Source organism: Salmonella sp. 32070601201500089SM (genome assembly GCF_017573605.1).
GTDB lineage: Bacteria > Pseudomonadota > Gammaproteobacteria > Enterobacterales > Enterobacteriaceae > Salmonella > Salmonella enterica.
Window position 1 is genome coordinate 116,202 of sequence record NZ_JAGETK010000002.1, and the last position, 26,818, is coordinate 143,019.

The following is a 26,818-nucleotide window of genomic DNA, read 5'->3' on the forward strand; positions in this document are numbered from 1 at the left end:
CCATCAAGAGAGAGAGCTTATGTTTGGAAAAGGCGGTCTGGGCAATCTGATGAAGCAGGCCCAGCAGATGCAGGAAAAAATGCAGAAAATGCAGGAAGAGATTGCGCAGCTGGAAGTGACCGGCGAATCCGGCGCGGGTCTGGTGAAGGTTACCATCAACGGCGCGCATAACTGCCGCCGCGTGGAAATTGACCCAAGCCTGCTGGAAGATGACAAAGAGATGCTGGAAGATCTGGTCGCTGCGGCCTTTAACGATGCGGCGCGCCGCATTGAAGAGACGCAAAAAGAGAAGATGGCCTCCGTCTCTTCCGGTATGCAACTGCCGCCAGGCTTTAAGATGCCATTCTGATGCAAACCAGTCCGCTGTTAACTCAGCTTATGGAAGCGTTGCGCTGCCTTCCGGGCGTCGGCCCTAAGTCGGCGCAGCGGATGGCGTTTACCCTGTTGCAGCGCGATCGCAGCGGCGGAATGCGCCTGGCGCAGGCGCTGACCCGGGCGATGTCGGAAATCGGCCACTGCGCCGACTGCCGCACCTTTACCGAGCAGGATGTCTGTAATATCTGCTCGAACCCGCGGCGTCAGGAAAACGGCCAGATTTGCGTGGTGGAGAGTCCTGCGGATATCTACGCCATTGAGCAGACCGGGCAATTTTCCGGGCGGTATTTCGTGCTGATGGGCCACCTGTCGCCGCTGGACGGCATCGGGCCGGATGATATCGGTCTCGATCGTCTGGAACAGCGGCTGGCGTCAGAAAAAATCAGCGAGCTGATCCTCGCGACCAACCCGACGGTTGAAGGGGAGGCTACCGCGAACTATATTGCCGAGCTGTGCGCGGAGGCCGGCGTCGAAGCCAGTCGTATCGCCCACGGCGTGCCGGTTGGCGGCGAACTGGAGATGGTCGACGGTACGACGCTGTCCCACTCGCTGGCGGGACGCCATAAGATTATTTTCTGAACAAACGGAGGCGGCATTCGCGGCCTCCGCTTGAAATCACACCCGCTTGTCCCCATCTCACCCTCAACGTATTTTTACCATTAAAAATGGCATTGTTGAGGTCTATCCACATGAAAGGACAAGAAACGCGTGGTTTTCAGTCAGAAGTTAAACAGCTTCTGCACCTGATGATCCATTCTCTTTATTCCAATAAAGAAATCTTCCTGCGTGAACTCATCTCTAACGCCTCAGATGCGGCGGACAAGCTGCGTTTCCGCGCTCTGTCAAACCCGGATCTGTATGAAGGAGATGGCGAGCTGCGTGTGCGCGTCTCTTTCGATAAAGATAAGCGTACGTTGACCATTGCCGATAACGGCGTGGGGATGAATCGTGATGAGGTGATTGACCACTTAGGCACCATTGCCAAGTCCGGCACCAAATCTTTCCTCGAATCAATGGGGTCCGATCAGGCGAAAGATAGCCAGCTCATTGGTCAGTTTGGCGTAGGCTTCTACTCCGCGTTTATTGTGGCCGATAAAGTGACCGTACGTACCCGTGCGGCAGGCGACAAGCCGGAAAATGGCGTGTTCTGGGAATCGGCAGGTGAAGGCGAATACACCGTTGCCGATATCACCAAAAATGACCGTGGTACGGAAATCACCTTACACCTGCGTGAAGGCGAAGATGAATTCCTTGATGACTGGCGCGTACGCTCGATTATCAGCAAATATTCCGATCACATCGCATTGCCGGTAGAGATTGAAAAACGGGAAGAAAAAGACGGCGAAACCGTGATTTCCTGGGAGAAAATCAACAAGGCCCAGGCGTTGTGGACCCGTAACAAGTCGGAAATTAAAGACGACGAGTACAACGAGTTTTACAAGCACATCGCGCATGATTTCACCGATCCGCTGACCTGGAGCCACAACCGCGTGGAAGGTAAGCAGGAGTACACCAGCCTGCTGTATATCCCGTCGCAGGCGCCGTGGGATCTGTGGAACCGCGATCACAAACATGGTCTGAAGCTGTACGTACAGCGCGTGTTCATTATGGACGATGCCGAGCAGTTCATGCCGAACTATCTGCGTTTCGTGCGCGGCCTGATTGATTCTAATGACCTGCCGTTGAACGTCTCCCGTGAAATCCTGCAGGACAGCACGGTAACGCGTAATCTGCGTAGCGCTCTGACCAAACGCGTTCTGCAAATGTTGGAAAAACTGGCGAAAGACGACGCGGAAAAATACCAAACCTTCTGGAAACAGTTCGGTCTGGTGCTGAAAGAAGGCCCGGCGGAAGATCACGCCAACCAGGAAGCTATCGCTAAACTGTTGCGCTTTGCCTCCACCCATACCGACTCTTCCGCCCAGACCGTGTCGCTGGAAGATTACGTCTCCCGGATGAAAGAAGGGCAGGAAAAAATCTACTACATCACCGCAGACAGCTATGCGGCGGCGAAAAACAGCCCGCACCTGGAACTGCTGCGTAAGAAAGGCATCGAAGTGCTGCTGCTCTCCGATCGCATCGACGAGTGGATGATGAACTACCTGACCGAGTTTGACGGTAAAGCATTCCAGTCGGTCGCTAAAGCCGATGAGTCCATCGAAAAACTGGCGGATGAAGTCGACGAAAATACGAAAGAAGCGGAAAAGGCGCTTGAGCCGTTCGTGGAGCGTGTCAAAACCCTGCTGGGCGATCGCGTGAAAGAGGTGCGTCTGACGCATCGTTTAACCGACACGCCGGCGATTGTCACCACCGATGCGGATGAAATGAGCACCCAGATGGCGAAACTGTTCGCCGCGGCCGGTCAGTCCGTGCCGGAAGTGAAATATATCTTTGAGCTCAACCCGGATCATGTGCTGGTCAAACGCACTGCCGATACCGAGGATGAAGCGCAGTTTAAAGAGTGGGTCGAGCTGCTGCTGGATCAGGCGCTGTTCGCTGAACGCGGTACGCTGGAAGATCCGAACCAGTTTATCCGCCGTATGAACCAGTTGCTGGTATCCTGATAACGCTCATCTGATTGCCGGATAGCGACGCGAAGCATCTTATCCGGCCTACGGACGGGTACTGTTTTGTGACTGCCGGATAGCGACGCGAAGCATCTTATCCGGCCTACGGGCGGGTACTGTTTTGTGACTGCCGGATGGCGACGCGAAGCATCTTATCCGGCCTACGGGCGAGTACTGTTTGTAGGCCGGATAAGCGCCAGCGCCATCCGGCATTTTTTATAATACCTTCTCTTTTCTGGATTTCTCTTCGTTAACCGTTTCAGCATCAGGCGGCTTCCTTGAGCGAAATGCGTGATGGTGGTATCGTTTAGCGCTTTTTAAAAAATATCGACAACCTTTGAGGGGATTTTCGTAATGCGTATTATTCTGCTTGGCGCTCCGGGCGCGGGTAAAGGAACTCAGGCTCAGTTCATCATGGAGAAATATGGTATTCCGCAAATCTCCACTGGCGATATGCTGCGCGCCGCAGTGAAATCAGGCTCCGAGTTGGGCAAACAGGCGAAAGATATCATGGACGCCGGTAAACTGGTGACCGATGAACTGGTGATTGCGCTGGTTAAAGAGCGTATCGCCCAGGAAGACTGCCGTAACGGTTTTCTGCTGGACGGTTTCCCGCGCACGATCCCGCAGGCTGACGCGATGAAAGAAGCGGGTATTGTGGTGGATTACGTGCTGGAATTCGACGTACCGGACGAACTGATCGTTGACCGTATTGTGGGTCGTCGCGTGCACGCCGCCTCTGGCCGCGTTTACCACGTTAAGTTTAATCCGCCGAAAGTAGAAGGCAAAGATGACGTCACCGGTGAAGATCTGACCACCCGTAAAGACGATCAGGAAGAGACCGTTCGCAAACGTCTGGTGGAATATCATCAGATGACCGCGCCGCTGATTGGCTACTACCAGAAAGAAGCGGAAGCGGGCAACACCAAATACGCTAAAGTTGACGGTACGCAGGCCGTTGCCGACGTGCGCGCAGCGCTGGAAAAAATCCTCGGTTAATTTTTTCGCGTAGTGAACCGCTTATCAGGCCTGCCATTATCCCGCAAGCCTGATAAGCGTAGCGCCATCAGGCAATCGGTGCCGGATGGCGGCCTGAACGCCTTATCCGGCCTGCTGGTATCGTTAGCGCCATTCGGCAAATTCTCGTCTTACCTCTCGCAGCAATTAGTTCTTCTTTATCGCTTTTCCGCTACAATTATCAACAATTTGAATAGATAAGAGGCGGCAATGCGTCAGACGAAAACCGGTATCCTGCTGGCTAACCTTGGCACGCCAGATGCCCCAACTCCCGAAGCGGTAAAGCGCTACCTGAAACAATTTTTAAGCGACAGACGCGTGGTGGATACTCCTCGTCTGCTGTGGTGGCCGCTGCTGCGTGGCGTTATTTTACCGCTGCGTTCGCCGCGCGTCGCGAAACTCTATCAATCTATCTGGATGGATGGCGGTTCGCCGCTCATGGTATATAGCCGCGAACAGCAACAGGCGCTGGCCGCGCGGTTGCCAGACACGCCCGTCGCGCTGGGGATGAGCTACGGCTCGCCCTCGCTGGAAAGCGCTGTCGATGAACTGTTAGCAAGCGACGTCGACCATATCGTCGTGCTGCCGTTGTACCCGCAATACTCTTGCTCAACGGTGGGCGCAGTCTGGGATGAACTGGGGCGGATACTGGCGCGTAAACGTCGTATTCCCGGTATCTCATTTATTCGCGATTACGCGGATGACGGCGCTTATATCGATGCGCTGGCGAAAAGCGCGCGTGAGTCGTTCGCCAGGCACGGCGAGCCCGATGTGCTTCTGCTCTCCTATCACGGCATTCCACAACGTTATGCGGATGAAGGCGATGACTACCCGCAGCGCTGCCGCGATACCACGCGCGAACTGGTTTCCGCATTGGGGCTGCCGCCGGAAAAGGTAATGATGACGTTCCAGTCGCGCTTTGGCCGTGAACCGTGGCTGACGCCGTACACCGATGAAACGCTAAAAATGTTGGGTGAAAAGGGGACTGGCCATATTCAGGTTATGTGTCCGGGATTTGCCGCGGATTGTCTGGAGACGCTGGAAGAGATAGCGGAACAGAACCGCGAGATTTTCCTTGAAGCGGGCGGTAAAAAATATGCGTACATTCCGGCGCTGAACGCGACGCCGGAACATATTGATATGATGCTGAAACTCACGGCGCCGTACCGTTAACGCGGCGTCTTCATCCTCGCCATAAAGAAGCGTGCGCCGTCCTGCAAGGCATCGTCGGCGATTGTCATCATTCGCGAATAGTGCAGAAAGGCGTGCAGCGTGCCGGGATACATTTTGTATTCGCAGGGCTGCTGGTGCGCCTGTAATGTCTGGTGCAGCAAGCGGCTGTCATCAATGAGCGGATCAAACTCCGCGCTGGCAATAAAGCAGGGCGGCACATCGCGCGTGAGATCGTTATTAAACAGACAATACCAGGGCGATTCCCGATCGTCTTCGTTACGCAGATAGGCCTTTTCGTACATGTCCAGATCTTCACGCGTCAGGCCGTCCCACGCGCCGCCGAACAGACGGCGGCTTACCGAATCCTGCAACCCATACAGCCCATACCACAACAGAATCGCGATAACGTTACCGCAGCGAATGTGCTTATCACGTAGCCAGAGCGCGCTGGCAAGCGCCAGCATGGCGCCTGTGGAATCTCCGGCGAAACCGATTTTCTCCACGTTGAGCGAGTATTCATCGGCATGTTGAGAGAAGTAGCTGCATACCGCGACGGTTTCTTCAATGGCCTGTGGATAACGCGCTTGCGGCGACAGCGAATAATCAATACCGATCACGGTGCAGCCGGTATAACGCGCCAGCAGACGCATTATCCGGTCATGCGTATCCAGGTTACCGAGGATAAATCCGCCGCCGTGCAGATAGTATAAGGTGGCCTGGCTGGTCGGCTGCGGCGAGTAGAGCCGGGTTGTTACATCGCCATAAGGCGTAGGGACGACGCAGGTGCTGGTGGTCATGGACGGCGCGTCGGCATTCCAGAAACGGCGCTCAAGAAGATAATACTGACGCTGGGTCTCAATATCGCCATCGGCAGGCCAGGGGGGAAGGCCTGGTTGCTGGAAGTTTACGACGGCTGTCATTTCGTCAGACAGTCGGGTGAGTACGGGAATTTTATTTTCCGGCTTCATAAAACGCTCCTTGTGAAAGTGAACCATTGTAAAAAACGCGGCTGGAGAAACTGCGATCTCGTCGTCCGATATTGAAACGCCATCGTCCGTCGCGCGCAGCAGGGGGAATGTGCTACCATGCAGCGCTCCGTTATTCATCCGTAAGCACAATCATGAAATTTCCCGGTAAACGTAAATCCAAACACTATTTTCCCGTCAATGCGCGTGACCCGTTGTTGCAACAAATTCAGCCAGAACAGGAAACCAACGCCTCCTGGGTCGTCGGTATCGACCAGACGTTGGTGGATATTGAGGCGAAAGTGGATGACGATTTTATTACACGCTATGGATTAAGCGCCGGGCATTCTCTGGTGATAGAAGACGAGGTGGCGGAGAAGCTGTATCAGGAACTGACGCGGGAAAATTTGATCACCCATCAGTTTGCTGGCGGCACTATAGGCAATACGATGCATAATTACTCGGTACTGGCGGATGACCGTTCGGTGTTACTGGGCGTGATGTGCAGCAACATTGAGATTGGCAGCTACGCTTATCGCTACCTGTGTAATACTTCCAGCCGTACCGACCTGAATTATCTGCAAGCGGTAGATGGCCCGATTGGCCGCTGTTTCACGCTGATTGGCGAATCCGGCGAGCGTACCTTCGCTATCAGCCCCGGCCATATGAATCAGTTACGGGCGGAAAGTATTCCGGAAGCGGTGATCGCTGGCGCTTCCGCGCTGGTGTTGACCTCATATCTGGTGCGCTGTAAGCCTGGCGAACCGATGCCTGACGCGACGATGAAAGCGATCGAATACGCGAAAAAGCATAACGTGCCGGTTGTCATGACGCTGGGCACCAAATTTGTGATCGCCGATAATCCGCAGTGGTGGCAGGCGTTTCTCAAAGAGAATGTCTCGATTCTGGCAATGAATGAAGAAGAAGCGGAAGCGCTGACCGGCGAAAACGACCCGCTGCTGGCGGCGGATAAGGCGCTGGACTGGGTCGACCTGGTGTTATGCACCGCCGGGCCGATAGGGTTATATATGGCGGGCTTCACCGAAGAGGAAGCAAAACGTAAAACCCAGCATCCGCTGCTACCGGGAGCTATTGCTGAATTTAACCAGTATGAATTTAGCCGGGCAATGCGCCATAAAGATTGTATTAATCCGCTGCGCGTTTATTCGCATATTGCGCCGTATATGGGCGGGCCGGAAAAAATCATGAACACCAACGGCGCGGGCGATGGCGCGCTGGCGGCGCTGCTGCACGATATTACGGCGAACAGTTACCATCGTAGCAACGTACCGAACTCCAGTAAGCACAAATTTACCTGGCTGACCTATTCGTCGCTGGCGCAGGTGTGTAAATATGCTAACCGTGTCAGTTATCAGGTACTGAACCAGCATTCTCCGCGTCTGACACGCGGGCTGCCGGAACGTGAGGACAGCCTGGAAGAGTCGTACTGGGATCGCTAATCTGGCTTGCCCGATGGCGCTGCGCGCATCGGGCCGTCCGGCAAACCCTTAACTGGCGACGACTTCACCCGCGGGCGGCGTTTCAAGCAGTTCCAGCATCGCCCGGGCAATTTCTCGCTCGCCCATCACTACCTGATTGGCTCCCCGCTCGGTAATATATTTCACTTCATCATCATAGTGCGCGCGGGCGATTATCTCGATATCAGGACTTTTTTCCCGCGCTGAGGCGACAATCTCACCGGCTTCGTAACCGTTGGGGATGGTCAATAACAGCCAGCGGGCGCAGTCCAGATGCGCCAGATTCATGATTTCTTCGTTAGCGGCGTTGCCCAGTACGGCGCGAATCCCGCGTTCGCGCAGTTCATCCACGCGGGTACGGGACGTTTCGATAACCACCAGCGGAATCCCCGCCGCCAGTAATTTTTCTCCCAGCAGACTGCCTACGCGGCCAAAACCCACCAGCAGGGCATGATTACAGATATCCACAGGAATTTGCTTCTCTTCTTCGATAGCCTCTTCCAGCGTTTGCTCTTCCAGCGTTTCGGTTTTCGCCAGATACTTCTCCAGCAGGGTAAACAGTACGGGATTAAGCATAATCGACAAAATAGCACCTGCCAGCACCAGGTTCTGTCCCGCTTGCGGCAGCAGGTTGAGCGCCATGCCGAGTCCGGCGAGAATAAAGGCGAACTCGCCGATTTGCGCCAGGCTGGCGGCAATGGTCAGCGCGGTTCGCGGCGAGTGGCCGAACATACGCACCAGGAAAAACGCAGCGATCGATTTGCCAAAGACGATAATGGCAAGCGTCGCCAGCACCGCCAGCGGCTGTTGAATCAAGACTAACGGATCGAACAACATGCCGACGGAAACAAAAAACAGGACGGCAAAGGCGTCGCGCAGCGGCAACGTATCGTGCGCCGCCCGGTGACTCAGTTCCGACTCATTAAGCACCATTCCAGCGAAGAACGCGCCCAGCGCAAAAGAGACGTCAAACAGTTCTACCGCGCCAAACGCAATGCCTAACGCCAGCGCCAGTACGGAAAGGGTAAATAATTCGCGCGAGCCGGTGGCGGCGCTGCGGGCCATAATCCACGGCACCAGGCGGCGTCCGACCAGCATCATGATGGCGATAAACGCCACCACTTTACCAATGGTTATCCCCATATCGACTGCCAGCGAGGCTATGCCGACATCGCCTTTTTCCACCATGCCGGCAACGGCGGGCAGCAAGACCAGCGTCAGCACCATCACCAGATCTTCGACAATCAGCCAGCCGATGGCGATTTGCCCGCGCTGACTATCAAGGAGTTGTCGCTCCTCAAGCGCGCGCAGCAGGACGACGGTACTGGCGGTAGACAGACAGAGCCCAAAAACGATGCCGGTCATTAATGACCATCCCAGCACGGCGGAAAGCGCCATACCCAGCAGCGTCGCCACCGCTATCTGAGCGACAGCGCCGGGAATGGCGATAGACTTTACCGCCATCAAATCCTTCAGCGAAAAATGCAGCCCGACGCCGAACATCAATAGAATCACGCCGAGCTCCGCCAGCTCCGGCGCCAGTTTGGTATCCGCAACAAAACCCGGGGTAAAAGGTCCCGCCAGAACGCCCGCTAACAGATATCCCACCAGTGGAGAAATACGCAATTTGTTGGCAATCATGCCGAGAATAAAAGCGAGCACAAGGCCGCCGACAATGGTGGTGATAAGCGGGGTAGCGTGATGCATTCCGTCTCCTTTGGTTGCTGGACTCCAAAACTCCGGGTAATAGTTTATGACAATTTCAATCAGGATGTTTATAAAAAATGGTTGTGTTTTATAAAAAGATACGATCTGAAGGTAAAAAGAGCACGGAACGTAAAAGTGATAAGTATGGGATGGACAAAGCATGATGGCATCGGGATGTACAGGCGGTTAAAGCGTACCTTTAACCGCCATAAAATCACGCTTTATGTCGATTATCAGGTAAGAATATGGTCAGTATCCCCAGAAGCGGCAGGAAAGCACATATTTTATAAACTAAATAGATACTGGTATGGTCGGCAATCAGCCCCAGCACCGCTGCGCCCAGGCCTCCCATCCCGAATGCAAACCCGAAAAACAGGCCGGAAACCATACCGATGCGTCCTGGCAGCAGCTCCTGGGCATACACCAGAATGGCGGAAAACGCCGACGCGAGAATAAAGCCGATAATCACCGTTAAAATCCCCGTCCAGTACAGCGTGGCGTAGGGTAAAACAAGGGTAAACGGCGCGACGCCGAGAATAGAGCCCCAAATCACATATTTCCTGCCGATTTTGTCGCCCACCGGCCCGCCGATAACCGTCCCGGCAGCCACCGCAAACAGGAAGGCAAACAGATGGAGCTGCGCGTTTTGTATTGATAATCCGAATTTTTGCATCAGATAAAAGGTGTAATAGCTACTGATGCTCGCCATATAGAAATATTTCGAGAAAATGAGTAGCAATAATACGCTGACCGCCAGCACGACTTTATTGCGCGGCAGCGGGTTAGCGATTATCGCTTTTGGCTTGCCTTTCGCTATCCGGTGCTGGGCTGCATACCAGCGGCTGATCTGCGCCAGCACCACGATCGCCAGCAGCGCGGCCAGCACAAACCAGGCGACATTCCCTTTGCCATAGGGCGCGATAATCACGGCGGCCAGCAGCGGACCCAACGAACTGCCGAAGTTACCGCCGACCTGGAAGATAGACTGCGCCAGACCATGACGTCCGCCGGAGGCCATGCGCGCCACGCGGGATGATTCCGGGTGAAAAACGGACGAGCCGGTACCCACCAGCGCCGCAGCGAGCAATACGCCGCCAAAACTTCCCGCCATTGCCAGCAGTACCAGCCCGCTCAGGGTAAAACACATGCCGACAGGCAGCGACCACGGCATGGGATACTTATCCGTCCAGTAGCCGACGACCGGTTGCAGCAGCGATGAGGCGAGCTGGAACGTCAGGGTGATCAAACCTATCTGGACGAAGGTCAGCGAGAACTCCGCCTGCAACAGGGGATAAATGGCTAAGATTAGCGACTGGATCATATCGTTCAGCAGATGGGAAAGACTGATCGCGCCCAAAATACCAAACGAAGTACGTGCTTTAGCGGCCGCTGCGGGCGCGCCGGCTAACGGCTGGGTTGGTTCACTCATGGCCATAGAAAGTCACTTAAAATTTATGCAATGTTGGAGATAGTAGGATGTGTAATTATTACTTGCCTAACATACCTGTGAAATGTGTTTGAAGGAAGTCTCAATTCTGAAAACATATTTGTCTATTATTGCAAGGAAAGGTAATTTCTGCGGTTGATATTGAGTCAGGGAGAGAAAGATGAAATTTTTGAAACGGGGTGTGGCGCTGGCGTTACTGGCGGCGTTCGCGCTGACGACTCAGCCTGCACAGGCTTACGAAAAAGATAAAACCTATAAAATTACTATCCTGCATACCAACGATCACCACGGTCACTTCTGGCGCAGCGAATATGGCGAATATGGTCTGGCGGCGCAAAAAACGCTGGTGGACAGTATCCGTAAAGAGGTGGCGCAAGTGGGGGGAAGCGTCCTGTTGTTATCCGGCGGCGACATTAATACCGGAGTGCCGGAATCCGATCTCCAGGATGCGGAGCCCGATTTCCGCGGGATGAATCTGATTGGCTACGACGCTATGGCCGTCGGTAATCATGAATTTGATAATCCGCTCACCGTATTGCGCCAGCAGGAAAAGTGGGCGAAGTTTCCCTTTCTTTCCGCCAATATTTATCAAAAAAGTACCGGCGAGCGTCTGTTTAAGCCGTGGGCTATTTTTACACGCCAGGATATAAAAATCGCGGTAATCGGCTTAACCACCGATGACACGGCGAAAATAGGCAACCCGGAATATTTCACCGATATTGAGTTTCGTAAACCTGCTGAAGAAGCAAAGGTGGTGATTCAGGAACTTAATATGAATGAAAAACCGGACGTGATTATCGCGACCACGCATATGGGACATTATGACAACGGCGATCACGGTTCGAACGTGCCGGGCGATGTTGAGATGGCGCGTAGTCTGCCTGCCGGTTCGCTGGCGATGATTGTGGGCGGTCACTCACAAGACCCGGTATGCATGGCGTCGGAAAATAAAAAACAGGTGAATTACGTACCGGGAACGCCCTGCGCGCCGGATAAGCAAAATGGCATCTGGATCGTGCAGGCGCATGAGTGGGGTAAATATGTGGGCCGCGCGGATTTCGAATTCCGTAACGGCGAGATGAAAATGGTTAACTACCAGCTTATTCCGGTAAATCTCAAGAAAAAAGTGACCTGGGATAACGGGAAAAGCGAGCGTGTACTTTACACGCCGGAAATCGCAGAAAATCCGCAAATGCTCTCGTTATTAACGCCGTTCCAGAATAAAGGTAAAGCGCAACTGGAGGTGAAAATTGGTAGCGTGAATGGCCTTCTTGAAGGCGATCGCAGTAAGGTCAGATTTGTCCAGACCAATATGGGACGCGTGATTCTGGCTGCGCAGATCGCGCGCACCGGCGCCGATTTTGGCGTGATGAGCGGCGGCGGTATTCGCGACTCGATTGAGGCGGGAGATATTACCTATAAAAGCGTGCTCAAGGTACAGCCGTTCGGCAACATTGTGGTGTATGCCGATATGAGCGGCAAAGAGGTGGTTGATTATCTCACCGCCGTAGCGCAGATGAAACCGGACTCCGGCGCCTATCCACAGTTCGCCAATGTGAGCTTTGTCGCCAAAGAGGGCAAGCTCACCGAGCTGAAAATCAAAGGCGAGCCTGTTGATCCGGCCAAAACCTACCGCATGGCGACGCTGAGTTTCAACGCCACGGGCGGCGATGGTTATCCGCGCATCGATAACAAACCGGGATACGTGAATACCGGGTTTATTGACGCGGAAGTGCTGAAAGAGTTTATTCAGCAGAATTCACCGCTGGATGCGGCGGCGTTTACGCCAAAAGGCGAGGTGAGCTGGCTGTAGCGGTACGGATAGCCATCACTGCCTGATGGCGCGCAGCCTTAAGGCCTACGGATTATGTCTGCTGTAGGCCGGATAAGGCGTTTGCGCCGCTATCCGGCAATGTATTTTACGCAGGCTTAATCCCGACGCGCGATATCAGCGAATTTAGCCCCCAGGATGGCGGCCAAATCGTCAGCCGCCAGTTCAATATCCAGCCCGCGTTTACCACCGGAAACATAAATAGTGGCAAACGTGCGGGCAGGCGCGTCAATCAGCGTGGGCAGCCGTTTCTTCTGTCCCAGCGGACTGATCCCGCCGACCAGATATCCCGTGGTGCGTTGCGCCACCATCGGGTCGGCCATATCGACCTTTTTCGCGCCCAGAGCTTTGGCGACTTTTTTCAAATCCAGCTGCCCGGCTACAGGCGTCACGGCGACGGCCAGTTGCTTCATATCGCCATTCACGGCAACCAAAAGCGTTTTATACACCTGATCGGCGTTTAGCCCGAGCTTACGCACCACTTCATCGCCAAAGTTAGTTTCATTCGGATCGTGATCGTAGGTGTGAATGTTAAACGGAATCTTGTTTTTTTCGAGTAACTTAACTGCGGGTGTCATAACGTTCCTTCTTACTACAGACGTGATTTGCCATCAGCATACGCCCGAAAGCGGACTAAAAAATAGTATAATCTTGTGCATTAGGTCTTGGCAGTTGCGGCAACTTTGAGCGACAATCTGAAGATCCGAAGCGAAAGCGTCGGGATAATAATAACGATGAAATTCCTCTTTGACGGGCCAATAGCGATATTGGCCATTTTTTTATTTCAATATTTGCGGTAGGTTGCCTTCGCCGTACAGATGTAGCGCCCCTACGGCTACCACGTAGCGTCCCGGCGGCAGTGCCAGCAGCGCGTCGCGCCAGGCTTCATTGCGTTTTACCATCAGTACATCATACAGCGGTTGGCTAAACGTTCTGGGGAGCGAAGCGCCGACGCTGGTCGGCGGCTGTTCAAGCCACCAGCCGATCATCACCTGCAAAAGCCGTGCGTTGGTGTGCCAGTGCGTCAGCGTGTCGTCGAGCAGCGCCATCCCGCCATCGGGCAGATCGCATAGTAGTTCGAGCTGGTGTTTCGCCCCTTCCAGCTCTTGCACCGGCAGCGACATTTCGCGGGCAGCCTGTAATAACTGATAATCAATGCCATAGTCCGGGCGCAATCCCAGCCGTTGCGCCTGCGTGGCCTGTAGCACCATAGCTATCTGCCATAAAGGTTGATTATCAAAATGGATCAGCGGCATACCCAACTCGCTGACCCGTTTTTCCAGTGCGCTTAGCTGCCCGGCGCTGAGACGTTCGACCAACGGCGGGCATTTGGGGAGATTGCTGAATGGCGTTTCGTTACCGGAAATATCCGCTTCAACGACCAGCGCATCGGCCTGACGTAGCTTTTTCACCAGCTTTGCTGGAAGAGGAGCCATATCGCGCGTTCCCATATGGATACTGCCAACCAGATGCAGATGACGACCGCCGGGCAGGGAGAGATCGATAGCAGGCCAACTATTTGGGGTACCACGCAGCGCGCGCCATAAACGTTTAAGTTGATTTAATAGCTCCATACGCGCTCCCTTTGAAAAAGCTCATGCTAGCGCGTTGGAGAAAAGGGCGCAATGCGCCCTGACGGGACGTCAACGATCGGTCGGGTTATTCGCTGCCGTCGAGATAGGCCGTTCTGGCGATGGTCATTTCAAGCTGGCATTTATAAATACTGATGCGCTTTTCAGCGGGTATGGCCTCGGATTTTGCATCGCTAAGTTTGCCGCACTGCTGCTCTTTTTTGGTCACCCAGACTCGCTGCTCTTGTTTTAATGCCGTTCGGGCAGAGGCGGGTAGCGATTTCCAGACCTGATTAAGCTCGCGATCTCTACTCTCAAATTTCTTTGCTGCGATTTCAATCAGTGAGTTATTTTTTTTCTTTATAATGCTATCACCAGATACCGTCATTCTTGCCATTACATAAATAGACCGCGCCAATTTATCGGTTTTTTGCACAGGGGTGACAACAATATCTTTGTTGTTGTCTGCTAGCTGAATATTGTAGTTAACCTGTTTCCAGGTCACCGTATTGTTTATTACCTGTCCATCCCCTTGTGAAATATAGAATAGAGTATTTGGTAAGTCTTTCATTAATTTAAATAATGGCTGAGGAATACCCATGGCGACGGTAGCCGAGCAAGTTCGTAGGTTGGCATTTTCTGCTTGAGGGTTCTGCGTGATTACATCACTGAATTGAACAGGAATAGCCCGGAGTTGCTGCTCGTATTGAGTCTGGGGGATATCGAAGAAAAGCGTGGAGGGCTCTTTAATATAGTCTTGCTGTAAACGACCTAATGCTTCATTATAAATCCACTCTTTTGCCGCCGTGACTGCATTATCGTTGCCACATTTTAACTCTGGAGTGGAATCAAATAACCCTGCATAACTGACGGCGGGAGAAAGCAGGAAAAGAAGCGTAACTGCTTTTCTAAACATAAATAACACATCCTTATGATTCAAAAAAACATTATAAAATGTTGATTTTTATTTTTCTACAGGATGTGCGGTTAAATTTTTATATATTGATACGGTAAATTACTGATGGCTTAATAATATATCAGGCAGCTGATGCTGCCTGATATAGCGTTTTTACGCTTTCGGTTTAAAGCGCAATAGCCGGTTGGCATTGCTGACGACGGTAATGGAAGACAGCGCCATTGCCGCGCCCGCTACTACCGGGTTTAACAAGGTACCGGTAAACGGCCACAGAATACCGGCGGCCACCGGGATACCAATGCTGTTGTAGATAAATGCGCCAAGCAGGTTTTGCTTCATATTGCGCAACGTTGCGCGCGAAATGGCCAGCGCATCCGCCACGCCCATCAGACTATGGCGCATCAGCGTAATCGCCGCGGTTTCAATCGCCACATCGCTGCCGCCGCCCATCGCGATACCGACGTCCGCCTGCGCCAGCGCGGGCGCATCGTTGATACCATCGCCGACCATCGCAACCTGACGACCCTGGCTTTGCAGACGTTTAATCGCATCGGCTTTGCCATCCGGCAGAACGCCCGCAATGACTTCGTCAATACCCGCTTCTTTGGCAATCGCGTTAGCCGTCGTTGGGTTATCCCCGGTGAGCATTACCAGACGGTATCCGGCGTTGTGCAGGTGTTCAAGCGCGGCAATACTATCGCTGCGCAATGGATCGCGTACCGCCAGTAACGCCGCCGCTTTACCGTCAATCGCCAGCAGGACCGGAGTCGAGCCTTGCGAGGCCTGCGCGGTGATTTCCGCCGTCATATCATCCGTGGCGACGTGCTGTTCGTTCAGCAACGCCTGGTTCCCCAGAAGCAGTTGATGACCTTCCGCTTCACCGCTGACGCCCAGTCCGCGCAGCGTTCTGAAACCGTTCACCTGCGGCAGTTTATCGTCGCCGGCTTTTTCCAGAATCGCATGGGCCAGCGGGTGGCTGGAGCCTTGTTCGAGCGCGGCAGCCAGACGTAATGCCTGAGCTTCCTCAACGCCGTTAAAGGTTTTTATCGCCACCACTTGCGGCTTGCCTTCCGTCAGCGTCCCGGTTTTATCAAAAACGAGGGTATCCAACGTACTGGCGCGTTGCAGGGCATCGGCGTCGCGTACCAGCACGCCGAATTCGGCAGCGCGGCCTACGCCGGAAATAATCGACATTGGCGTCGCCAGGCCTAATGCGCAAGGGCAGGCGATAATCAGTACGGTGGTGGCGATGACCAGCGTATAAACAATTTGCGGCGCCGGCCCGAAGAAATACCAGATAGCGGCGCTGAACAGCGCAATGGCCACGACGACGGGAACGAATACCGCGGAGATTTTATCGGCCAGTTGGCCAATTTCCGGTTTACTGCTCTGCGCCTGGCGTACCATGCGAATAATGCGTGACAGCGTGGTATGACTGCCCACCGCGCTGGCGCGGAACAGGACGCTGCCGTCCTGGACGACGGTGCCGGCATGAACGCTGTCGCCTTCGCCTTTTTGCTGCGGAATGGGTTCGCCGGTCAGCATGGCTTCATCAAGCCACGCTTCGCCCTGGGTAATTTCGCCATCCACCGGCACGCGATCGCCGGTAGTGAGCCGCAGCAACATCCCTGGCTGAACGTCCGCCAGCGGGACGCTTTTTTCGCCGTCTTCTGTCACTACGCGTGCGGTGGGCGGGGTGAGATCGAGTAATTTTTCCAGCGCTTTTGAGGAACGCTGACGGGCGCGCGCTTCCAGCATGTGTCCGAGATTAATCAGACCGATAATCATCGCGCTGGCTTCGTAATAGAGGTGCCGTGCTTCCATCGGGAACCACTGCGGCCACAGGTTGACACTCATGGAGTAGAGCCAGGCGACCCCGGTGCCGAGCGCCACCAGCGTATCCATCGTCGCCGTGCCGTTCAGCAGGCTTTTCCACGCGTTACGGTAAAAGTGACCGCCCGCAAAGACCATCACCGCAAGCGTGATCAGGCCAATAGCCAGCCACAGGCTGCGGTTGTCGCCGGTCACCATCATGTTATCGCCGATCATCCCCCAGACCATGACCGGTATACCGACCGCCAGGGCGACGATGGCCTGCCAGCGAAAACGTTTCATGGTGGCGATGGCGGTTTCCTGCTGGCGCTCGCGGCGTTTGATGTCATCTTCAATCGCCTCTGCGCCGTAGCCGGCTTTTTCCACCGCCTGCACTAAATCAGCGGCGGACGCGCTGCCCATCACCAGCGCAGTGCGTTCCGCCAGGTTTACCCGTGCCTGCGTGACGCCCGGTACGCTTTGTAGCGCATGTTGTACGCGGGTGACACAACTGGCGCAGCTCATGCCGCTTAACAGCAACTGTTGGCTTTCTTCATCGGCCGTCGCTACCGGAAGCTCATGAGGAACCGCTGCCAGTGCTTCCGACGGGATTGATGACTCCGTCAGCGGTTTAGCCTTTGGGTGGCTTAACGTCGCGCCATACCCGGCTTGTTTGATGGTTTCAATTAACGCGTCCGCACTGGCGGTACCGGTAACGTGCGCTTCGGTTACGGTGACGTCCGCCAGCTCAACATCCGGACGTTGTTCAAGACTTTCTTTCACGCGTTTAACGCAATGACCGCAGGACAAACCGTCCAGGGTCAGGTCGATAGTTTGAGACATAGTAAAAACTCCTTTATGATTGGTCATCAATTCATTGACCTTAGTAATTGTAGTGACTCACTGTGATAAAGGTTAAACCTTCCAGCAAGGTTAAGGTCAAGGGGGAAATATGAATATTAGCGATGTGGCGAAAAAAACCGGTTTAACCAGCAAAGCCATTCGGTTTTATGAAGAGAAAGGGCTGGTGACGCCGCCATTACGTAGCGAAAATGGTTATCGCACCTACACGCAGAAGCATTTAAACGAGCTGACGTTGCTGCGACAGGCGAGGCAGGTGGGGTTTAATCTGGAAGAGTGTGGCGAACTGGTCAATCTGTTTAACGATCCGCGACGCCATAGCGCAGATGTGAAAAAGCGGACGCTGGAAAAGGTCGCGGAGATCGAGCGCCATATCAGCGAGCTGCAATCAATGCGCGATCAACTGTTGGCGCTGGCGGAGAGTTGTCCCGGCGATGACAGCGCCGACTGCCCGATTATTGATAATCTTTCCGGCTGCTGTCATCACAAGGCGCAAAAGCCACGTTGATTAAACGGCACGAATGCGTAAGGTGATGCCTTCCACGGCGATCACTTCGACATGCGTACCTGCGCGCAGGTCTTCGTCAGCGCATACCGGCCACGAGCTGTCGCCGACACGCATATGACCCCGTCCGTTCACTAACGCGGCATCAAGCATAAACCGGCGGCCTACCAGTTGTTGTCCGCGTTGGTTAAGGCGGCTGTCGGTCGGCTTTTGTTCCCGCACGCGACGCGCCAGCCAGCGCCACCAAAGCCAGGCCGCCAGTAACGTTAAGGCCGCAAACAGCACGCCCTGCCATTCCCAGCCGAGCGGTAAGAGCCAGACGGTTAAGCCGGTAATCACTGCCGCCACGCCGCTCCACAGCAAATAGCCGTTACCGCCGAGCATTTCCGCAGCCAACAACAGGCCGCCGAGGCTAAGCCAGAAGATATGCGGATGCACCAGAATCATCGCTATCATGCTTTTTTCCGTTCGCTGGCGCTGTCCTTAACCAGCTCGCTGATCCCGGCGATAGCGCCCATCAGACTGCTGGCATCCAGCGGCATCATGACCACTTTGCTGTTATTCGCCGAGCCGATTTGCTGTAACGCTTCGGTGTATTTCTGCGCCACGAAGTAGTTTATCGCCTGAATATCCCCGGCGGCGATGGCTTCAGATACCATCTGCGTAGCGCGGGCTTCCGCTTCGGCGGAACGTTCGCGCGCTTCCGCCTGCAGGAAAGCGGACTGACGTTCGCCTTCGGCTTTCAGAATCTGCGACTGTTTTTCCCCCTCGGCTTTCAGGATTTCCGCCTGACGTACCCCTTCGGCCTCAAGGATATAGGCGCGTTTGGTACGTTCCGCTTTCATCTGGGCGTTCATAGAGGAGATCAATTCCGCGGGCGGGCGGACATCGCGAATTTCGATACGGGTAACTTTAATTCCCCACGGGTTGGTGGCTTCATCGACAATATGCAGCAGCCGCGTGTTGATGCTGTCGCGCTGGGAGAGCATTTCATCCAGCTCCATCGAACCGAGCACCGTACGGATATTGGTCATGGTCAGGTTAATGATCGCCAGTTCCAGGTTACTGACTTCATAGGCGGCGCGCGGCGCATCGATAACCTGAATAAAACAGACCGCATCGATAGTGACGTTGGCGTTATCTTTTGAGATCACCTCCTGCGACGGAATATCCAGCACTTGCTCCATCATATTGATCTTGCGACCAATTCTGTCCATAAACGGTACAACAAGGCTTAATCCCGGCTGCAGGGTTTTGGTGTAACGTCCAAAGCGCTCCACCGTCCACTGGTACCCCTGCGGAACGATTTTGACGCCCGCGCCGACGATCACCAGCGCGACGAAAATGAGAATAGGGATAAGAATGAGCATAGCTAAACCTCCTGTTGCGTTGTCCATAAACCGATTTTGCTGACGAATTAAGCGAATTATACCTGATTCAGTAAAGCATGTTCCCCCCTTATTAATTACAGGGATACACTATCGCTATAAAAATATGAACAACGGATGCGCAATAAATGACAGAACGTAGCATGTTGCTTGAGTTAAAGCAGGTCGGTTACCGGACTGCGACGACAAAAATAGTGAATAACATCAGTTTTACGCTGCAACGCGGCGAATTTAAGTTAATTACCGGTCCTTCTGGCTGCGGAAAAAGTACGTTGTTGAAAATGGTGGCCTCGTTAATAAGCCCTGATATCGGCGTGATTCTTTTTGAGGGGCAGGATATTACTACTCTGAGTCCGGAAGCCTATCGCCAGCAGGTTTCTTATTGCGCTCAGACGCCAGCGCTATTTGGCGATACGGTTTACGATAACCTGATTTTTCCCTGGCAAATTCGCCATCAGCGCCCGCAGCCGACAGCCTTCGCAGACGATCTGGCGCGTTTTGAACTGCCGGAGACGATTCTGCAAAAACCGATTGCCGCACTTTCCGGCGGGGAAAAACAGCGTATTGCTCTAATTCGTAATCTACAGTTTCTGCCGAAAATACTGTTACTCGACGAAATAACCAGCGCGCTGGATGAACATAACAAACGGAATGTGAATGATATTATTCATCGCTATGTTCGCGATAAGCAGGTCGCTGTCTTGTGGGTAACGCATGATAAAGATGAAATTCAACACGCGGATAAGGTGATAACGTTAACGCCATCTGCCGGAGAGATGCAGGAGGCGCGTTATGAACGAGCATAATATTACCAATACCTCGCTGGCGTTATCGATGCTGCTGGTGGTGGTCGCGATGCTCATCAGTCACAAGGAAAAGCTGGCGCTGGAAAAAGATATTCTGTGGAGCGTATGCCGGGCGGTGATACAGCTCATTATTGTCGGCTATGTACTGAAATACATCTTTGGCGTTAATCATGCCGCCCTGACGCTACTGATGGTGCTGTTCATCTGTTTTAACGCCGCATGGAACGCGCAAAAGCGCAGTAAATATATCGATAAGGCATTTCTCTCCTCGTTTATCGCCATCACCGTCGGCGCCGGGCTAACGCTGACGGTACTGGTGCTTACCGGTTCGATTGAATTTGCGCCGATGCAGGTGATTCCCATCGCTGGCATGGTCGCCGGTAATGCGATGGTAGCGGTAGGGCTGTGCTACAACCAACTGGGGCTGCGTTTTCATAGCGAGCAGCAGCAAATCCAGGAAAAGTTAAGTTTGGGCGCAACGCCGAAAATGGCCTCCGCCGGGCTTATCCGCGATAGCATCCGCGCATCGCTTATCCCGACGATCGACTCGGCAAAGACCGTTGGGCTGGTGAGCCTGCCGGGGATGATGTCCGGGCTGATTTTTGCCGGGATCGATCCGGTAAAAGCGATTAAATATCAAATTATGGTAACGTTTATGCTGTTGTCGACAGCCAGCCTGTCTACCATCATTGCCTGCTATTTAACCTACCGGAAGTTCTATAATTCGCGTCATCAGTTGGTAGTGATGCCGCTCAAGAAATCATGATAGTTGCCGGATGATGGCGCGCTTATCCGGCCTGAGGACGACAGGTAGGCCAGATAAGCGCGCCATCAGGCAAGAGAGGATTAATACAGTAGCGCGTACAACTGGCGGCGGTATTTCGACGCCAGCGCGTCGCCGGTGCCGAGCGCGGCAAGGATCTCCTGGAAGGTTTTGCGCGTTTGTCCCTCGGCGGCGGCAAGATCTTTTCTCAGATGGCTGAACAGCAATTCCAGCGCTTCTTCATTACGTCCGACCTGGTGCAACTGCAACGCCAGTTGCGTTGCCAAAGCCGCATCCTGCGGATTCTCCGCGACTTGCTGCTGAAGTTGCTGAATTTCCGGCGTATCCGCCGCCTGTTTAAGCAGTTCGATCTGCGCGACCAGCCCCTGATAACGGGTATCCTGATCCTGTAGCGGTATAGTTTTTAACACCGCTTCGGCCTCTTCAGAGCGGTTCAGCGCAATTTGCGCTTCCGCCAGTAACAGGCCAATCTCACCGTTCTGCGAAGAGAGCTGCCAGGCGTCTTTGAGCAACGGCAGCGCGTCAATGTAGTTGCCCTCCTGCATTAACTGCATCGCTTGTTGCGCTTTTAGCTCTTCTTCACGCGGCAGTACTTTATCCAGCAGAGCGCGGATCGCCTCTTCCGGCTGCGGCCCCTGGAAACCATCGACCGGTTGGCCATTCTGGAACAGATAGACTGTCGGGATGGCGCGCAGACCAAACTGAGCGGCGATCATCTGTTCGGCGTCGCAGTCCAGCTTTGCCAGAATAAACTGACCGTGGTACTGGGCAGCCAGACTTTCCAGCACTGGCGTTAATTGCAGACAGTGTTGGCTGCGTTCAGACCAGAAATAGAACAGTACCGGCGTGGTCATGGACTGCTCTAAGGTCTGCTGCAGGTTGGATTCATTAATATTGACAATGTTCTGTACGGACATGGCGTCGCTCTCTTTTGTCTGTGTCACGTTTACATGGGGGCTGACGGGCGCGCTTCAACTCAGCTTTGTAAAATTTTATCCAGCATCCGGCCCGGCAATATGCGTTTCAGCGCCATCACCGCCCAGGTGACCAGCGTAACGGGATAGCGCAGCCTGGGTTTATCGCTTGCAAAAGCATGACGTACTTTCGCTACTACCGCGTCAGGATCGCGGGTGAAACGTGCGGCGATGCCGGGATTTTCTACCGGTTGATCACGTTGCGTCTGGTTAACGTTATCGGTAAAACGGGTACGAATCGGCCCCGGTTCTATCAGACTCACTTTAATGCCTGTGTGCCGTAGCTCCATACGTAGCGCGTCAGACCAGGCTTCGAGCGCATATTTGCTGGCGGCGTAAGCGCCTCGCCCTGGGGTGGAAATCAGCCCCATCACCGATGAGGTCATCACAATGCGTCCTTCGCCATGCGGCAACATGGCGGGAAGTAAGCGCATGGTAAGCTGATGCGCGCCGAAGAAATTACTGGAAAACTGTTGCTCCATCTGCTCACGGCTGATGGTGGAAAGGGGGCCATACACGCCGTAGCCGGCATTGTTAAAGATCCCATACAGACGATTATCGGTCAGGGCGATCACTTCATCGGCGGCACGATCCACGCTTTCAGGGGAGTCGAGATCGATCAACACGCCGGTAAATCCCATACTGTTCATCCGGGCGACATCATCAGGTTTGCGGCAGCCCGCCAGGATTTGAAAGCCTTGGCGTTTAAGTTCAAGCGCGCTGTCCAGACCGATTCCACTGGAACATCCTGTTATTAAGACCGATTTTTGCATAACTTTACCTGTCAGGATCTCCGTTGATTTAAGAGTCGTGGTTAACTATATCCGTCATACTTCAAGTTGCCTGTGCGTTCGTTTACTCCAGTCACATAGGTATCTGTGCTTCTGGAAATTCTCTTACGTGCCGCCTTCATGCAACTCGAATGATTCAGGAGAGAAAAGGGGTCAACTGCTTCGCCATCCAGTCAGCAATAAACGGCTGGGCGTCGCGGTTGGGATGAATGCCGTCATCCTGCATCCACTGCGGTTTCAGATATACCTCTTCCATAAAAAACGGTAACAGAGGAATATCGAACTCTTTGGCGAGCTTAGGATAAATGGCGCTAAAGGATTCATTATAACGGCGACCGTAGTTAGCGGGCAGATGAATTTGCATCAGTAACGGTTGGGCATCGGCGGCTTTCACCGTCTGAATGATTTTACGTAGCGTCTGTTCGGTTTGCGCAGGCGCAAAACCGCGTAGGCCATCGTTGCCGCCAAGTTCCACCACTACCCAGCGCGGGTGATGCTGTTGCAACAGCGCCGGCAAACGCGCCAGTCCCTGCTGTGAGGTATCACCGCTTATACTGGCATTAACGACCGACGTTTTGTTTTGCCATTTATCATTAAGGAGCGACGGCCATGCCGCGCTGGCGGCCATACGGTAACCGGCGCTGAGACTATCGCCCAGAATTAATAAGGTGTCTGCGGCGGCGGCACGGAAAGTTAACAGGATCAAAAACAGGAAGGGCAAATGCCAGCGGAAAACAGTGTTGAAGTTCATCGTCTCAGGAAGTCCGTCGGTCAGGGTGAGCATGAGCTTTCCATCCTTACCGGAGTTGAACTGGTTGTCAAACGCGGCGAAACCATTGCGCTGATTGGCGAATCAGGATCGGGAAAATCTACGCTGCTGGCGATTCTCGCCGGACTGGATGACGGCAGTAGCGGAGAGGTCAGTCTGGTGGGGAAACCGCTTCACCAGATGGACGAAGAGGCGCGGGCGCAGCTTCGCGCTCAGCATGTCGGTTTTGTTTTTCAATCCTTCATGCTTATTCCTACGCTTAACGCGCTGGAAAACGTTGAGCTACCGGCCCTGCTACGCGGTGAAAACAGCGGTCAGAGTAAGGCGGGGGCGAAAGCGCTGCTCGAACAACTGGGACTGGGAAAACGGCTTGACCACCTTCCGGCACAGCTTTCCGGCGGCGAACAGCAGCGCGTAGCGCTGGCGCGCGCGTTTAACGGGCGTCCTGATGTGCTGTTTGCCGATGAGCCGACGGGCAACCTTGACCGTCAGACCGGAGATAAAATCGCCGACCTGCTATTTTCGCTTAACCGCGAGCACGGCACCACGCTGATTCTGGTGACGCACGACCCGGCGCTGGCGGCGCGCTGCGACCGGCGGCTGCGGTTGGTCAACGGTCAGTTACAGGAGGAGGCATGATAGCCCGCTGGTTCTGGCGCGAATGGCGCTCGCCGTCGCTGATTATTGTCTGGCTGGCGTTGAGTCTGGCGGTGGCCTGCGTACTGGCGCTCGGCAGTATCAGCGACCGGATGGAAAAAGGGTTAAGTCAGCAAAGCCGCGAGTTTATGGCAGGCGATCGGACGCTGCAAAGTTCGCGGGAGGTACCGAAAGCCTGGCTTGAAGAGGCGCGTAAACGCGGTCTTAACGTGGGCGAGCAGTTAACCTTTGCGACCATGACGTTTGCCGGCGATACGCCGCAACTGGCCAGCGTGAAGGCGGTAGATAGCGTTTATCCGATGTACGGCGAATTGCAAACCCGTCCTGGCGGAGTGAAACCGCAGCCGGGTAGCGTACTGCTGGCGCCGCGTCTGATGGCGCTGCTTAATTTGAAAACGGGCGATACCATTGATGTCGGCGACGTGACCTTGCGTATTGCCGGTGAAGTGGTGCAGGAGCCGGATTCCGGATTTAACCCTTTTCAGATGGCGCCGCGTCTGATGATGAATATGGCCGATGTGGCAAAAACCGGTGCGATACAGCCGGGGAGCCGCGTGATGTGGCGGTATAAATTCGGCGGAACGCCGCAACAGCTTGCTGGCTATGAAAGCTGGCTGTTACCGCAGCTTAAACCGGAACATCGCTGGTACGGGCTGGAGCAGGATGACGGGGCATTGGGGAAATCGCTCGAACGTTCGCAGCAGTTTTTGCTGCTTTCGGCGTTATTAACGCTACTGCTGGCGGTAGCTGCCGTCGCGGTGGCGATGAGCCATTACTGCCGTAGCCGCTACGATCTGGTGGCGATTTTAAAAACGTTGGGCGCGGGCCGGGCCCAGTTGCGTAAACTTATCACCGGACAGTGGTTGATGGTGCTGGGGCTTTCCGCCGTCACGGGAGGCGCGATTGGGTTACTGTTTGAAAACATATTGCTGGTGCTGCTAAAACCGGTATTGCCCGCCGATTTGCCGCCCGCCAGCCTGTGGCCCTGGCTGTGGGCGCTGGGCGCGATGACGGTCATCTCTCTGCTGGTCGGTTTACGGCCTTATCGATTGTTGCTGGCGACCCAGCCGCTACGGGTGCTGCGCCGCGATGTTGTCGCTCGCGTCTGGCCGTTAAAAATTTATTTGCCTGTTGCCTGCGCCGTCGTGGTGGCGCTGCTCGCCGGATTGATGGGCGGAAGCATGCTGTTGTGGGCGGTTCTGGCGGGCGCCGTGATACTGGCGCTGCTGTGCGGTCTGGTGGGCTGGATGCTGCTTAACGTGCTGCGCGGCATGACGTTGACGTCGCTACCGCTGCGTCTGGCCGTCAGCCGACTTCTGCGTCAGCCGTGGTCAACGTTGAGTCAGCTTTCGGCGTTTTCGCTTTCGTTTATGCTGCTGGCGCTCTTGCTGGTGCTGCGCGGCGATCTCCTTGATCGCTGGCAACAGCAGCTCCCGCCGGAAAGTCCGAACTATTTCCTTATCAATATTGCTTCAGATCAGGTCGCGCCGCTGAAAGCCTTTTTGGCGGAACATCAGGTGATTCCGCAGACGTTTTATCCGATTGTGCGGGCGCGGTTAACGAAGATAAACGGTAATCCGACGGAAGGTCAGCAGGATGAGTCGCTCAACCGTGAACTGAATTTGACCTGGCAGGATACGCGCCCGGCGCATAATCCGCTGGTCGCCGGTCACTGGCCACCAAAATCGGGCGAAGTCTCTATGGAAGTGGAAGAGGGGCTGGCGAAGCGGCTGAACGTCAAACTCGGCGATAGCGTAACCTTTATGGGCGATACCCAGGCATTTAGCGCTAAAGTCACCAGCTTGCGTCAAGTGGACTGGGAAAGCCTGCGGCCCAACTTTTTCTTCATTTTTCCTTCCGGGGCGCTGGACGGGCAACCACAAAGCTGGTTGACCAGTTTTCGCTGGGAGAATGGCAACGGCATGTTAACGCAGCTTAACCGCGAGTTTCCTACCGTCAGCCTGTTAGATATCGGGGCGATCCTGAAACAGGTGGGACAGGTGCTGGAGCAGGTCAGTCGGGCGCTGGAGGTGATGGTTGTGCTAGTCACCCTCTGCGGCATGTTGCTATTACTGGCCCAGGTACAGGTCGGGATGCGTCAGCGCCATCAGGAGCTGGTGGTGTGGCGCACGTTAGGAGCCGGAAAGAAACTGTTGCGTACCACACTCTGGTGTGAATTCGCCATGCTGGGGTTAGTTGCCGGGCTGGTCGCCGCGATTGGCGCGGAAACGGCGCTGGCGATCTTACAAATCAACGTTTTTGATTTCCCCTGGGAGCCGGACTGGCGTTTATGGGGCGCACTGCCGTTTTGCGGCGCGCTGCTGCTTTCCGTATGCGGCGGCTGGCTTGGCGTTCGTTTGCTGAAAGGCAAAGCGCTATTCCGCCAGTTTAGCGGATGATTCATGATGTGAATAATTTCGCGCC

At 54.4% G+C, this 26,818-nt stretch carries 24 protein-coding genes; 12 read left to right on the plus strand and 12 right to left on the minus strand.

Annotated features, from left to right (window positions below):
* Positions 1–19: 19 nt before the first annotated feature.
* The 5 genes from J4728_RS04030 to hemH all read left to right on the plus strand — a co-directional run bounded on the left by J4728_RS04030 (position 20) and on the right by hemH (position 5,132).
* Positions 20–349 (plus strand): YbaB/EbfC family nucleoid-associated protein, encoded by a 330-nt coding sequence (locus tag J4728_RS04030; RefSeq protein ID WP_000467098.1) that lies wholly within the window; start codon positions 20–22, stop codon positions 347–349.
* A complete protein-coding gene (gene recR, locus J4728_RS04035) occupies positions 349–954 on the plus strand; it encodes a recombination mediator RecR (RefSeq protein WP_001195023.1) in 606 nt (201 codons plus the stop codon). The genes J4728_RS04030 and recR overlap by 1 nt, the downstream gene beginning before the upstream one ends.
* A 110-nt stretch (positions 955–1,064) precedes the next feature.
* A complete protein-coding gene (gene htpG / locus J4728_RS04040; protein WP_023261511.1) occupies positions 1,065–2,939 on the plus strand; it encodes a molecular chaperone HtpG in 1,875 nt (624 codons plus the stop codon).
* A 357-nt stretch (positions 2,940–3,296) separates the two neighbouring features.
* Positions 3,297–3,941, plus strand: coding sequence for an adenylate kinase (adk, locus tag J4728_RS04045; RefSeq protein WP_001220237.1), 645 nt, complete (start codon positions 3,297–3,299; stop codon positions 3,939–3,941).
* Positions 3,942–4,169: 228 nt separating this feature from the next.
* Positions 4,170–5,132, plus strand: a complete 963-nt coding sequence (hemH, locus tag J4728_RS04050) for a ferrochelatase (protein WP_001250078.1) — start codon at positions 4,170–4,172, stop codon at positions 5,130–5,132.
* On the opposite strand, the gene aes is transcribed toward hemH, so the two are convergent.
* The gene (gene aes / locus J4728_RS04055; protein WP_208211248.1) at positions 5,129–6,100 is read right to left on the minus strand and encodes an acetyl esterase; all 972 of its coding nucleotides are present in this window, start codon (positions 6,098–6,100) and stop codon (positions 5,129–5,131) included. The two genes, hemH and aes, sit on opposite strands and share 4 nt — an antisense overlap.
* 152 nt (positions 6,101–6,252) lie before the next feature.
* On the opposite strand from aes, the gene gsk reads away from it, so the two are divergent.
* Positions 6,253–7,557: an inosine/guanosine kinase gene (gene gsk / locus J4728_RS04060; RefSeq protein ID WP_000671592.1), complete on the plus strand. Its 1,305-nt coding sequence runs from the start codon at positions 6,253–6,255 to the stop codon at positions 7,555–7,557.
* 48 nt (positions 7,558–7,605) lie between these two features.
* Here the strand turns inward: gsk and ybaL are convergent, their stop codons facing one another.
* The gene (gene ybaL, locus J4728_RS04065) at positions 7,606–9,282 is read right to left on the minus strand and encodes a YbaL family putative K(+) efflux transporter (RefSeq protein ID WP_000546202.1); all 1,677 of its coding nucleotides are present in this window, start codon (positions 9,280–9,282) and stop codon (positions 7,606–7,608) included.
* A gap of 214 nt (positions 9,283–9,496) precedes the next feature.
* On the minus strand, positions 9,497–10,717 hold the full coding sequence (locus tag J4728_RS04070; protein ID WP_001251593.1) for an MFS transporter: 1,221 nt from the start codon (positions 10,715–10,717) through the stop codon (positions 9,497–9,499).
* A 172-nt stretch (positions 10,718–10,889) separates the two neighbouring features.
* Between J4728_RS04070 and ushA the strand changes: the two genes are divergently transcribed.
* Positions 10,890–12,542: a bifunctional UDP-sugar hydrolase/5'-nucleotidase UshA gene (ushA, locus tag J4728_RS04075; RefSeq protein WP_208211251.1), complete on the plus strand. Its 1,653-nt coding sequence runs from the start codon at positions 10,890–10,892 to the stop codon at positions 12,540–12,542.
* A gap of 116 nt (positions 12,543–12,658) precedes the next feature.
* Here the strand turns inward: ushA and ybaK are convergent, their stop codons facing one another.
* From ybaK to copA, 4 genes are all read right to left on the minus strand, one after another.
* On the minus strand, positions 12,659–13,138 hold the full coding sequence (ybaK, locus tag J4728_RS04080) for a Cys-tRNA(Pro)/Cys-tRNA(Cys) deacylase YbaK (RefSeq protein WP_000186618.1): 480 nt from the start codon (positions 13,136–13,138) through the stop codon (positions 12,659–12,661).
* Positions 13,139–13,339: 201 nt separating this feature from the next.
* Positions 13,340–14,134 carry a TraB/GumN family protein gene (locus J4728_RS04085; protein ID WP_000421861.1) on the minus strand — a complete coding sequence of 265 codons (795 nt, stop codon included), beginning with the start codon at positions 14,132–14,134 and terminating at the stop codon, positions 13,340–13,342.
* A gap of 85 nt (positions 14,135–14,219) precedes the next feature.
* Positions 14,220–15,047 (minus strand): lysozyme inhibitor LprI family protein, encoded by an 828-nt coding sequence (locus J4728_RS04090; protein ID WP_000488545.1) that lies wholly within the window; start codon positions 15,045–15,047, stop codon positions 14,220–14,222.
* Between the two features lie 153 nt (positions 15,048–15,200).
* On the minus strand, positions 15,201–17,702 hold the full coding sequence (gene copA / locus J4728_RS04095) for a copper-exporting P-type ATPase CopA (RefSeq protein ID WP_208211254.1): 2,502 nt from the start codon (positions 17,700–17,702) through the stop codon (positions 15,201–15,203).
* A 109-nt stretch (positions 17,703–17,811) separates the two neighbouring features.
* On the opposite strand from copA, the gene cueR reads away from it, so the two are divergent.
* Positions 17,812–18,228 carry a Cu(I)-responsive transcriptional regulator gene (gene cueR / locus J4728_RS04100; protein ID WP_001026760.1) on the plus strand — a complete coding sequence of 139 codons (417 nt, stop codon included), beginning with the start codon at positions 17,812–17,814 and terminating at the stop codon, positions 18,226–18,228.
* On the opposite strand, the gene J4728_RS04105 is transcribed toward cueR, so the two are convergent.
* Both J4728_RS04105 and J4728_RS04110 read right to left on the minus strand, forming a co-directional pair.
* The gene (locus J4728_RS04105) at positions 18,229–18,681 is read right to left on the minus strand and encodes an NfeD family protein (protein WP_000561177.1); all 453 of its coding nucleotides are present in this window, start codon (positions 18,679–18,681) and stop codon (positions 18,229–18,231) included.
* Entirely contained in the window at positions 18,678–19,595 is a 918-nt protein-coding gene (locus J4728_RS04110; RefSeq protein ID WP_000906146.1) for an SPFH domain-containing protein, read from the minus strand. The genes J4728_RS04105 and J4728_RS04110 overlap by 4 nt, the downstream gene beginning before the upstream one ends.
* Positions 19,596–19,741: 146 nt before the next feature.
* Between J4728_RS04110 and fetA the strand changes: the two genes are divergently transcribed.
* Positions 19,742–20,419, plus strand: a complete 678-nt coding sequence (fetA, locus tag J4728_RS04115; protein ID WP_000140192.1) for an iron efflux ABC transporter ATP-binding subunit FetA — start codon at positions 19,742–19,744, stop codon at positions 20,417–20,419.
* Positions 20,406–21,185 (plus strand): iron efflux ABC transporter permease subunit FetB, encoded by a 780-nt coding sequence (gene fetB, locus J4728_RS04120; protein ID WP_001002130.1) that lies wholly within the window; start codon positions 20,406–20,408, stop codon positions 21,183–21,185. The genes fetA and fetB overlap by 14 nt, the downstream gene beginning before the upstream one ends.
* Before the next feature lie 80 nt (positions 21,186–21,265).
* Here the strand turns inward: fetB and cnoX are convergent, their stop codons facing one another.
* The 3 genes from cnoX to tesA form a co-directional block, all read right to left on the minus strand.
* Positions 21,266–22,120 carry a chaperedoxin gene (gene cnoX, locus J4728_RS04125; RefSeq protein ID WP_000116055.1) on the minus strand — a complete coding sequence of 285 codons (855 nt, stop codon included), beginning with the start codon at positions 22,118–22,120 and terminating at the stop codon, positions 21,266–21,268.
* 59 nt (positions 22,121–22,179) lie between these two features.
* Entirely contained in the window at positions 22,180–22,950 is a 771-nt protein-coding gene (locus J4728_RS04130) for an SDR family oxidoreductase (protein WP_001172806.1), read from the minus strand.
* Positions 22,951–23,104: 154 nt separating this feature from the next.
* Entirely contained in the window at positions 23,105–23,719 is a 615-nt protein-coding gene (gene tesA / locus J4728_RS04135; protein WP_001010574.1) for a multifunctional acyl-CoA thioesterase I/protease I/lysophospholipase L1, read from the minus strand.
* Between tesA and ybbA the strand changes: the two genes are divergently transcribed.
* Together ybbA and ybbP are read left to right on the plus strand one after the other, a co-directional pair.
* Positions 23,690–24,376, plus strand: a complete 687-nt coding sequence (ybbA, locus tag J4728_RS04140; protein ID WP_001110598.1) for a putative ABC transporter ATP-binding protein YbbA — start codon at positions 23,690–23,692, stop codon at positions 24,374–24,376. The two genes, tesA and ybbA, sit on opposite strands and share 30 nt — an antisense overlap.
* Complete coding sequence (ybbP, locus tag J4728_RS04145) at positions 24,373–26,793, plus strand: putative ABC transporter permease subunit YbbP (RefSeq protein ID WP_208211257.1); 2,421 nt, start codon at positions 24,373–24,375, stop codon at positions 26,791–26,793. Before ybbA ends, ybbP begins: the two co-directional genes overlap by 4 nt.
* Positions 26,794–26,818 lie beyond the last annotated feature (25 nt).

What these genes read in the sequence shown, in the direction of transcription:
- adk (WP_001220237.1), top strand. Translation starts at nt 3,297, where the DNA reads ATGCGTATTATTCTGCTTGGCGCTCCGGGCGCGGGTAAAGGAACTCAG.
- aes (WP_208211248.1), bottom strand. Translation starts at nt 6,100, where the DNA reads ATGAAGCCGGAAAATAAAATTCCCGTACTCACCCGACTGTCTGACGAA.
- J4728_RS04130 (WP_001172806.1), bottom strand. Translation starts at nt 22,950, where the DNA reads ATGCAAAAATCGGTCTTAATAACAGGATGTTCCAGTGGAATCGGTCTG.
- htpG (WP_023261511.1), top strand. Translation starts at nt 1,065, where the DNA reads ATGAAAGGACAAGAAACGCGTGGTTTTCAGTCAGAAGTTAAACAGCTT.
- cnoX (WP_000116055.1), bottom strand. Translation starts at nt 22,120, where the DNA reads ATGTCCGTACAGAACATTGTCAATATTAATGAATCCAACCTGCAGCAG.
- ushA (WP_208211251.1), top strand. Translation starts at nt 10,890, where the DNA reads ATGAAATTTTTGAAACGGGGTGTGGCGCTGGCGTTACTGGCGGCGTTC.
- ybbP (WP_208211257.1), top strand. Translation starts at nt 24,373, where the DNA reads ATGATAGCCCGCTGGTTCTGGCGCGAATGGCGCTCGCCGTCGCTGATT.
- J4728_RS04030 (WP_000467098.1), top strand. Translation starts at nt 20, where the DNA reads ATGTTTGGAAAAGGCGGTCTGGGCAATCTGATGAAGCAGGCCCAGCAG.
- ybaK (WP_000186618.1), bottom strand. Translation starts at nt 13,138, where the DNA reads ATGACACCCGCAGTTAAGTTACTCGAAAAAAACAAGATTCCGTTTAAC.
- tesA (WP_001010574.1), bottom strand. Translation starts at nt 23,719, where the DNA reads ATGAACTTCAACACTGTTTTCCGCTGGCATTTGCCCTTCCTGTTTTTG.
- copA (WP_208211254.1), bottom strand. Translation starts at nt 17,702, where the DNA reads ATGTCTCAAACTATCGACCTGACCCTGGACGGTTTGTCCTGCGGTCAT.
- ybbA (WP_001110598.1), top strand. Translation starts at nt 23,690, where the DNA reads ATGCCAGCGGAAAACAGTGTTGAAGTTCATCGTCTCAGGAAGTCCGTC.
- J4728_RS04070 (WP_001251593.1), bottom strand. Translation starts at nt 10,717, where the DNA reads ATGGCCATGAGTGAACCAACCCAGCCGTTAGCCGGCGCGCCCGCAGCG.
- fetA (WP_000140192.1), top strand. Translation starts at nt 19,742, where the DNA reads ATGACAGAACGTAGCATGTTGCTTGAGTTAAAGCAGGTCGGTTACCGG.
- J4728_RS04085 (WP_000421861.1), bottom strand. Translation starts at nt 14,134, where the DNA reads ATGGAGCTATTAAATCAACTTAAACGTTTATGGCGCGCGCTGCGTGGT.
- ybaL (WP_000546202.1), bottom strand. Translation starts at nt 9,282, where the DNA reads ATGCATCACGCTACCCCGCTTATCACCACCATTGTCGGCGGCCTTGTG.
- fetB (WP_001002130.1), top strand. Translation starts at nt 20,406, where the DNA reads ATGAACGAGCATAATATTACCAATACCTCGCTGGCGTTATCGATGCTG.
- J4728_RS04090 (WP_000488545.1), bottom strand. Translation starts at nt 15,047, where the DNA reads ATGTTTAGAAAAGCAGTTACGCTTCTTTTCCTGCTTTCTCCCGCCGTC.
- hemH (WP_001250078.1), top strand. Translation starts at nt 4,170, where the DNA reads ATGCGTCAGACGAAAACCGGTATCCTGCTGGCTAACCTTGGCACGCCA.
- gsk (WP_000671592.1), top strand. Translation starts at nt 6,253, where the DNA reads ATGAAATTTCCCGGTAAACGTAAATCCAAACACTATTTTCCCGTCAAT.
- J4728_RS04110 (WP_000906146.1), bottom strand. Translation starts at nt 19,595, where the DNA reads ATGCTCATTCTTATCCCTATTCTCATTTTCGTCGCGCTGGTGATCGTC.
- recR (WP_001195023.1), top strand. Translation starts at nt 349, where the DNA reads ATGCAAACCAGTCCGCTGTTAACTCAGCTTATGGAAGCGTTGCGCTGC.
- cueR (WP_001026760.1), top strand. Translation starts at nt 17,812, where the DNA reads ATGAATATTAGCGATGTGGCGAAAAAAACCGGTTTAACCAGCAAAGCC.
- J4728_RS04105 (WP_000561177.1), bottom strand. Translation starts at nt 18,681, where the DNA reads ATGATAGCGATGATTCTGGTGCATCCGCATATCTTCTGGCTTAGCCTC.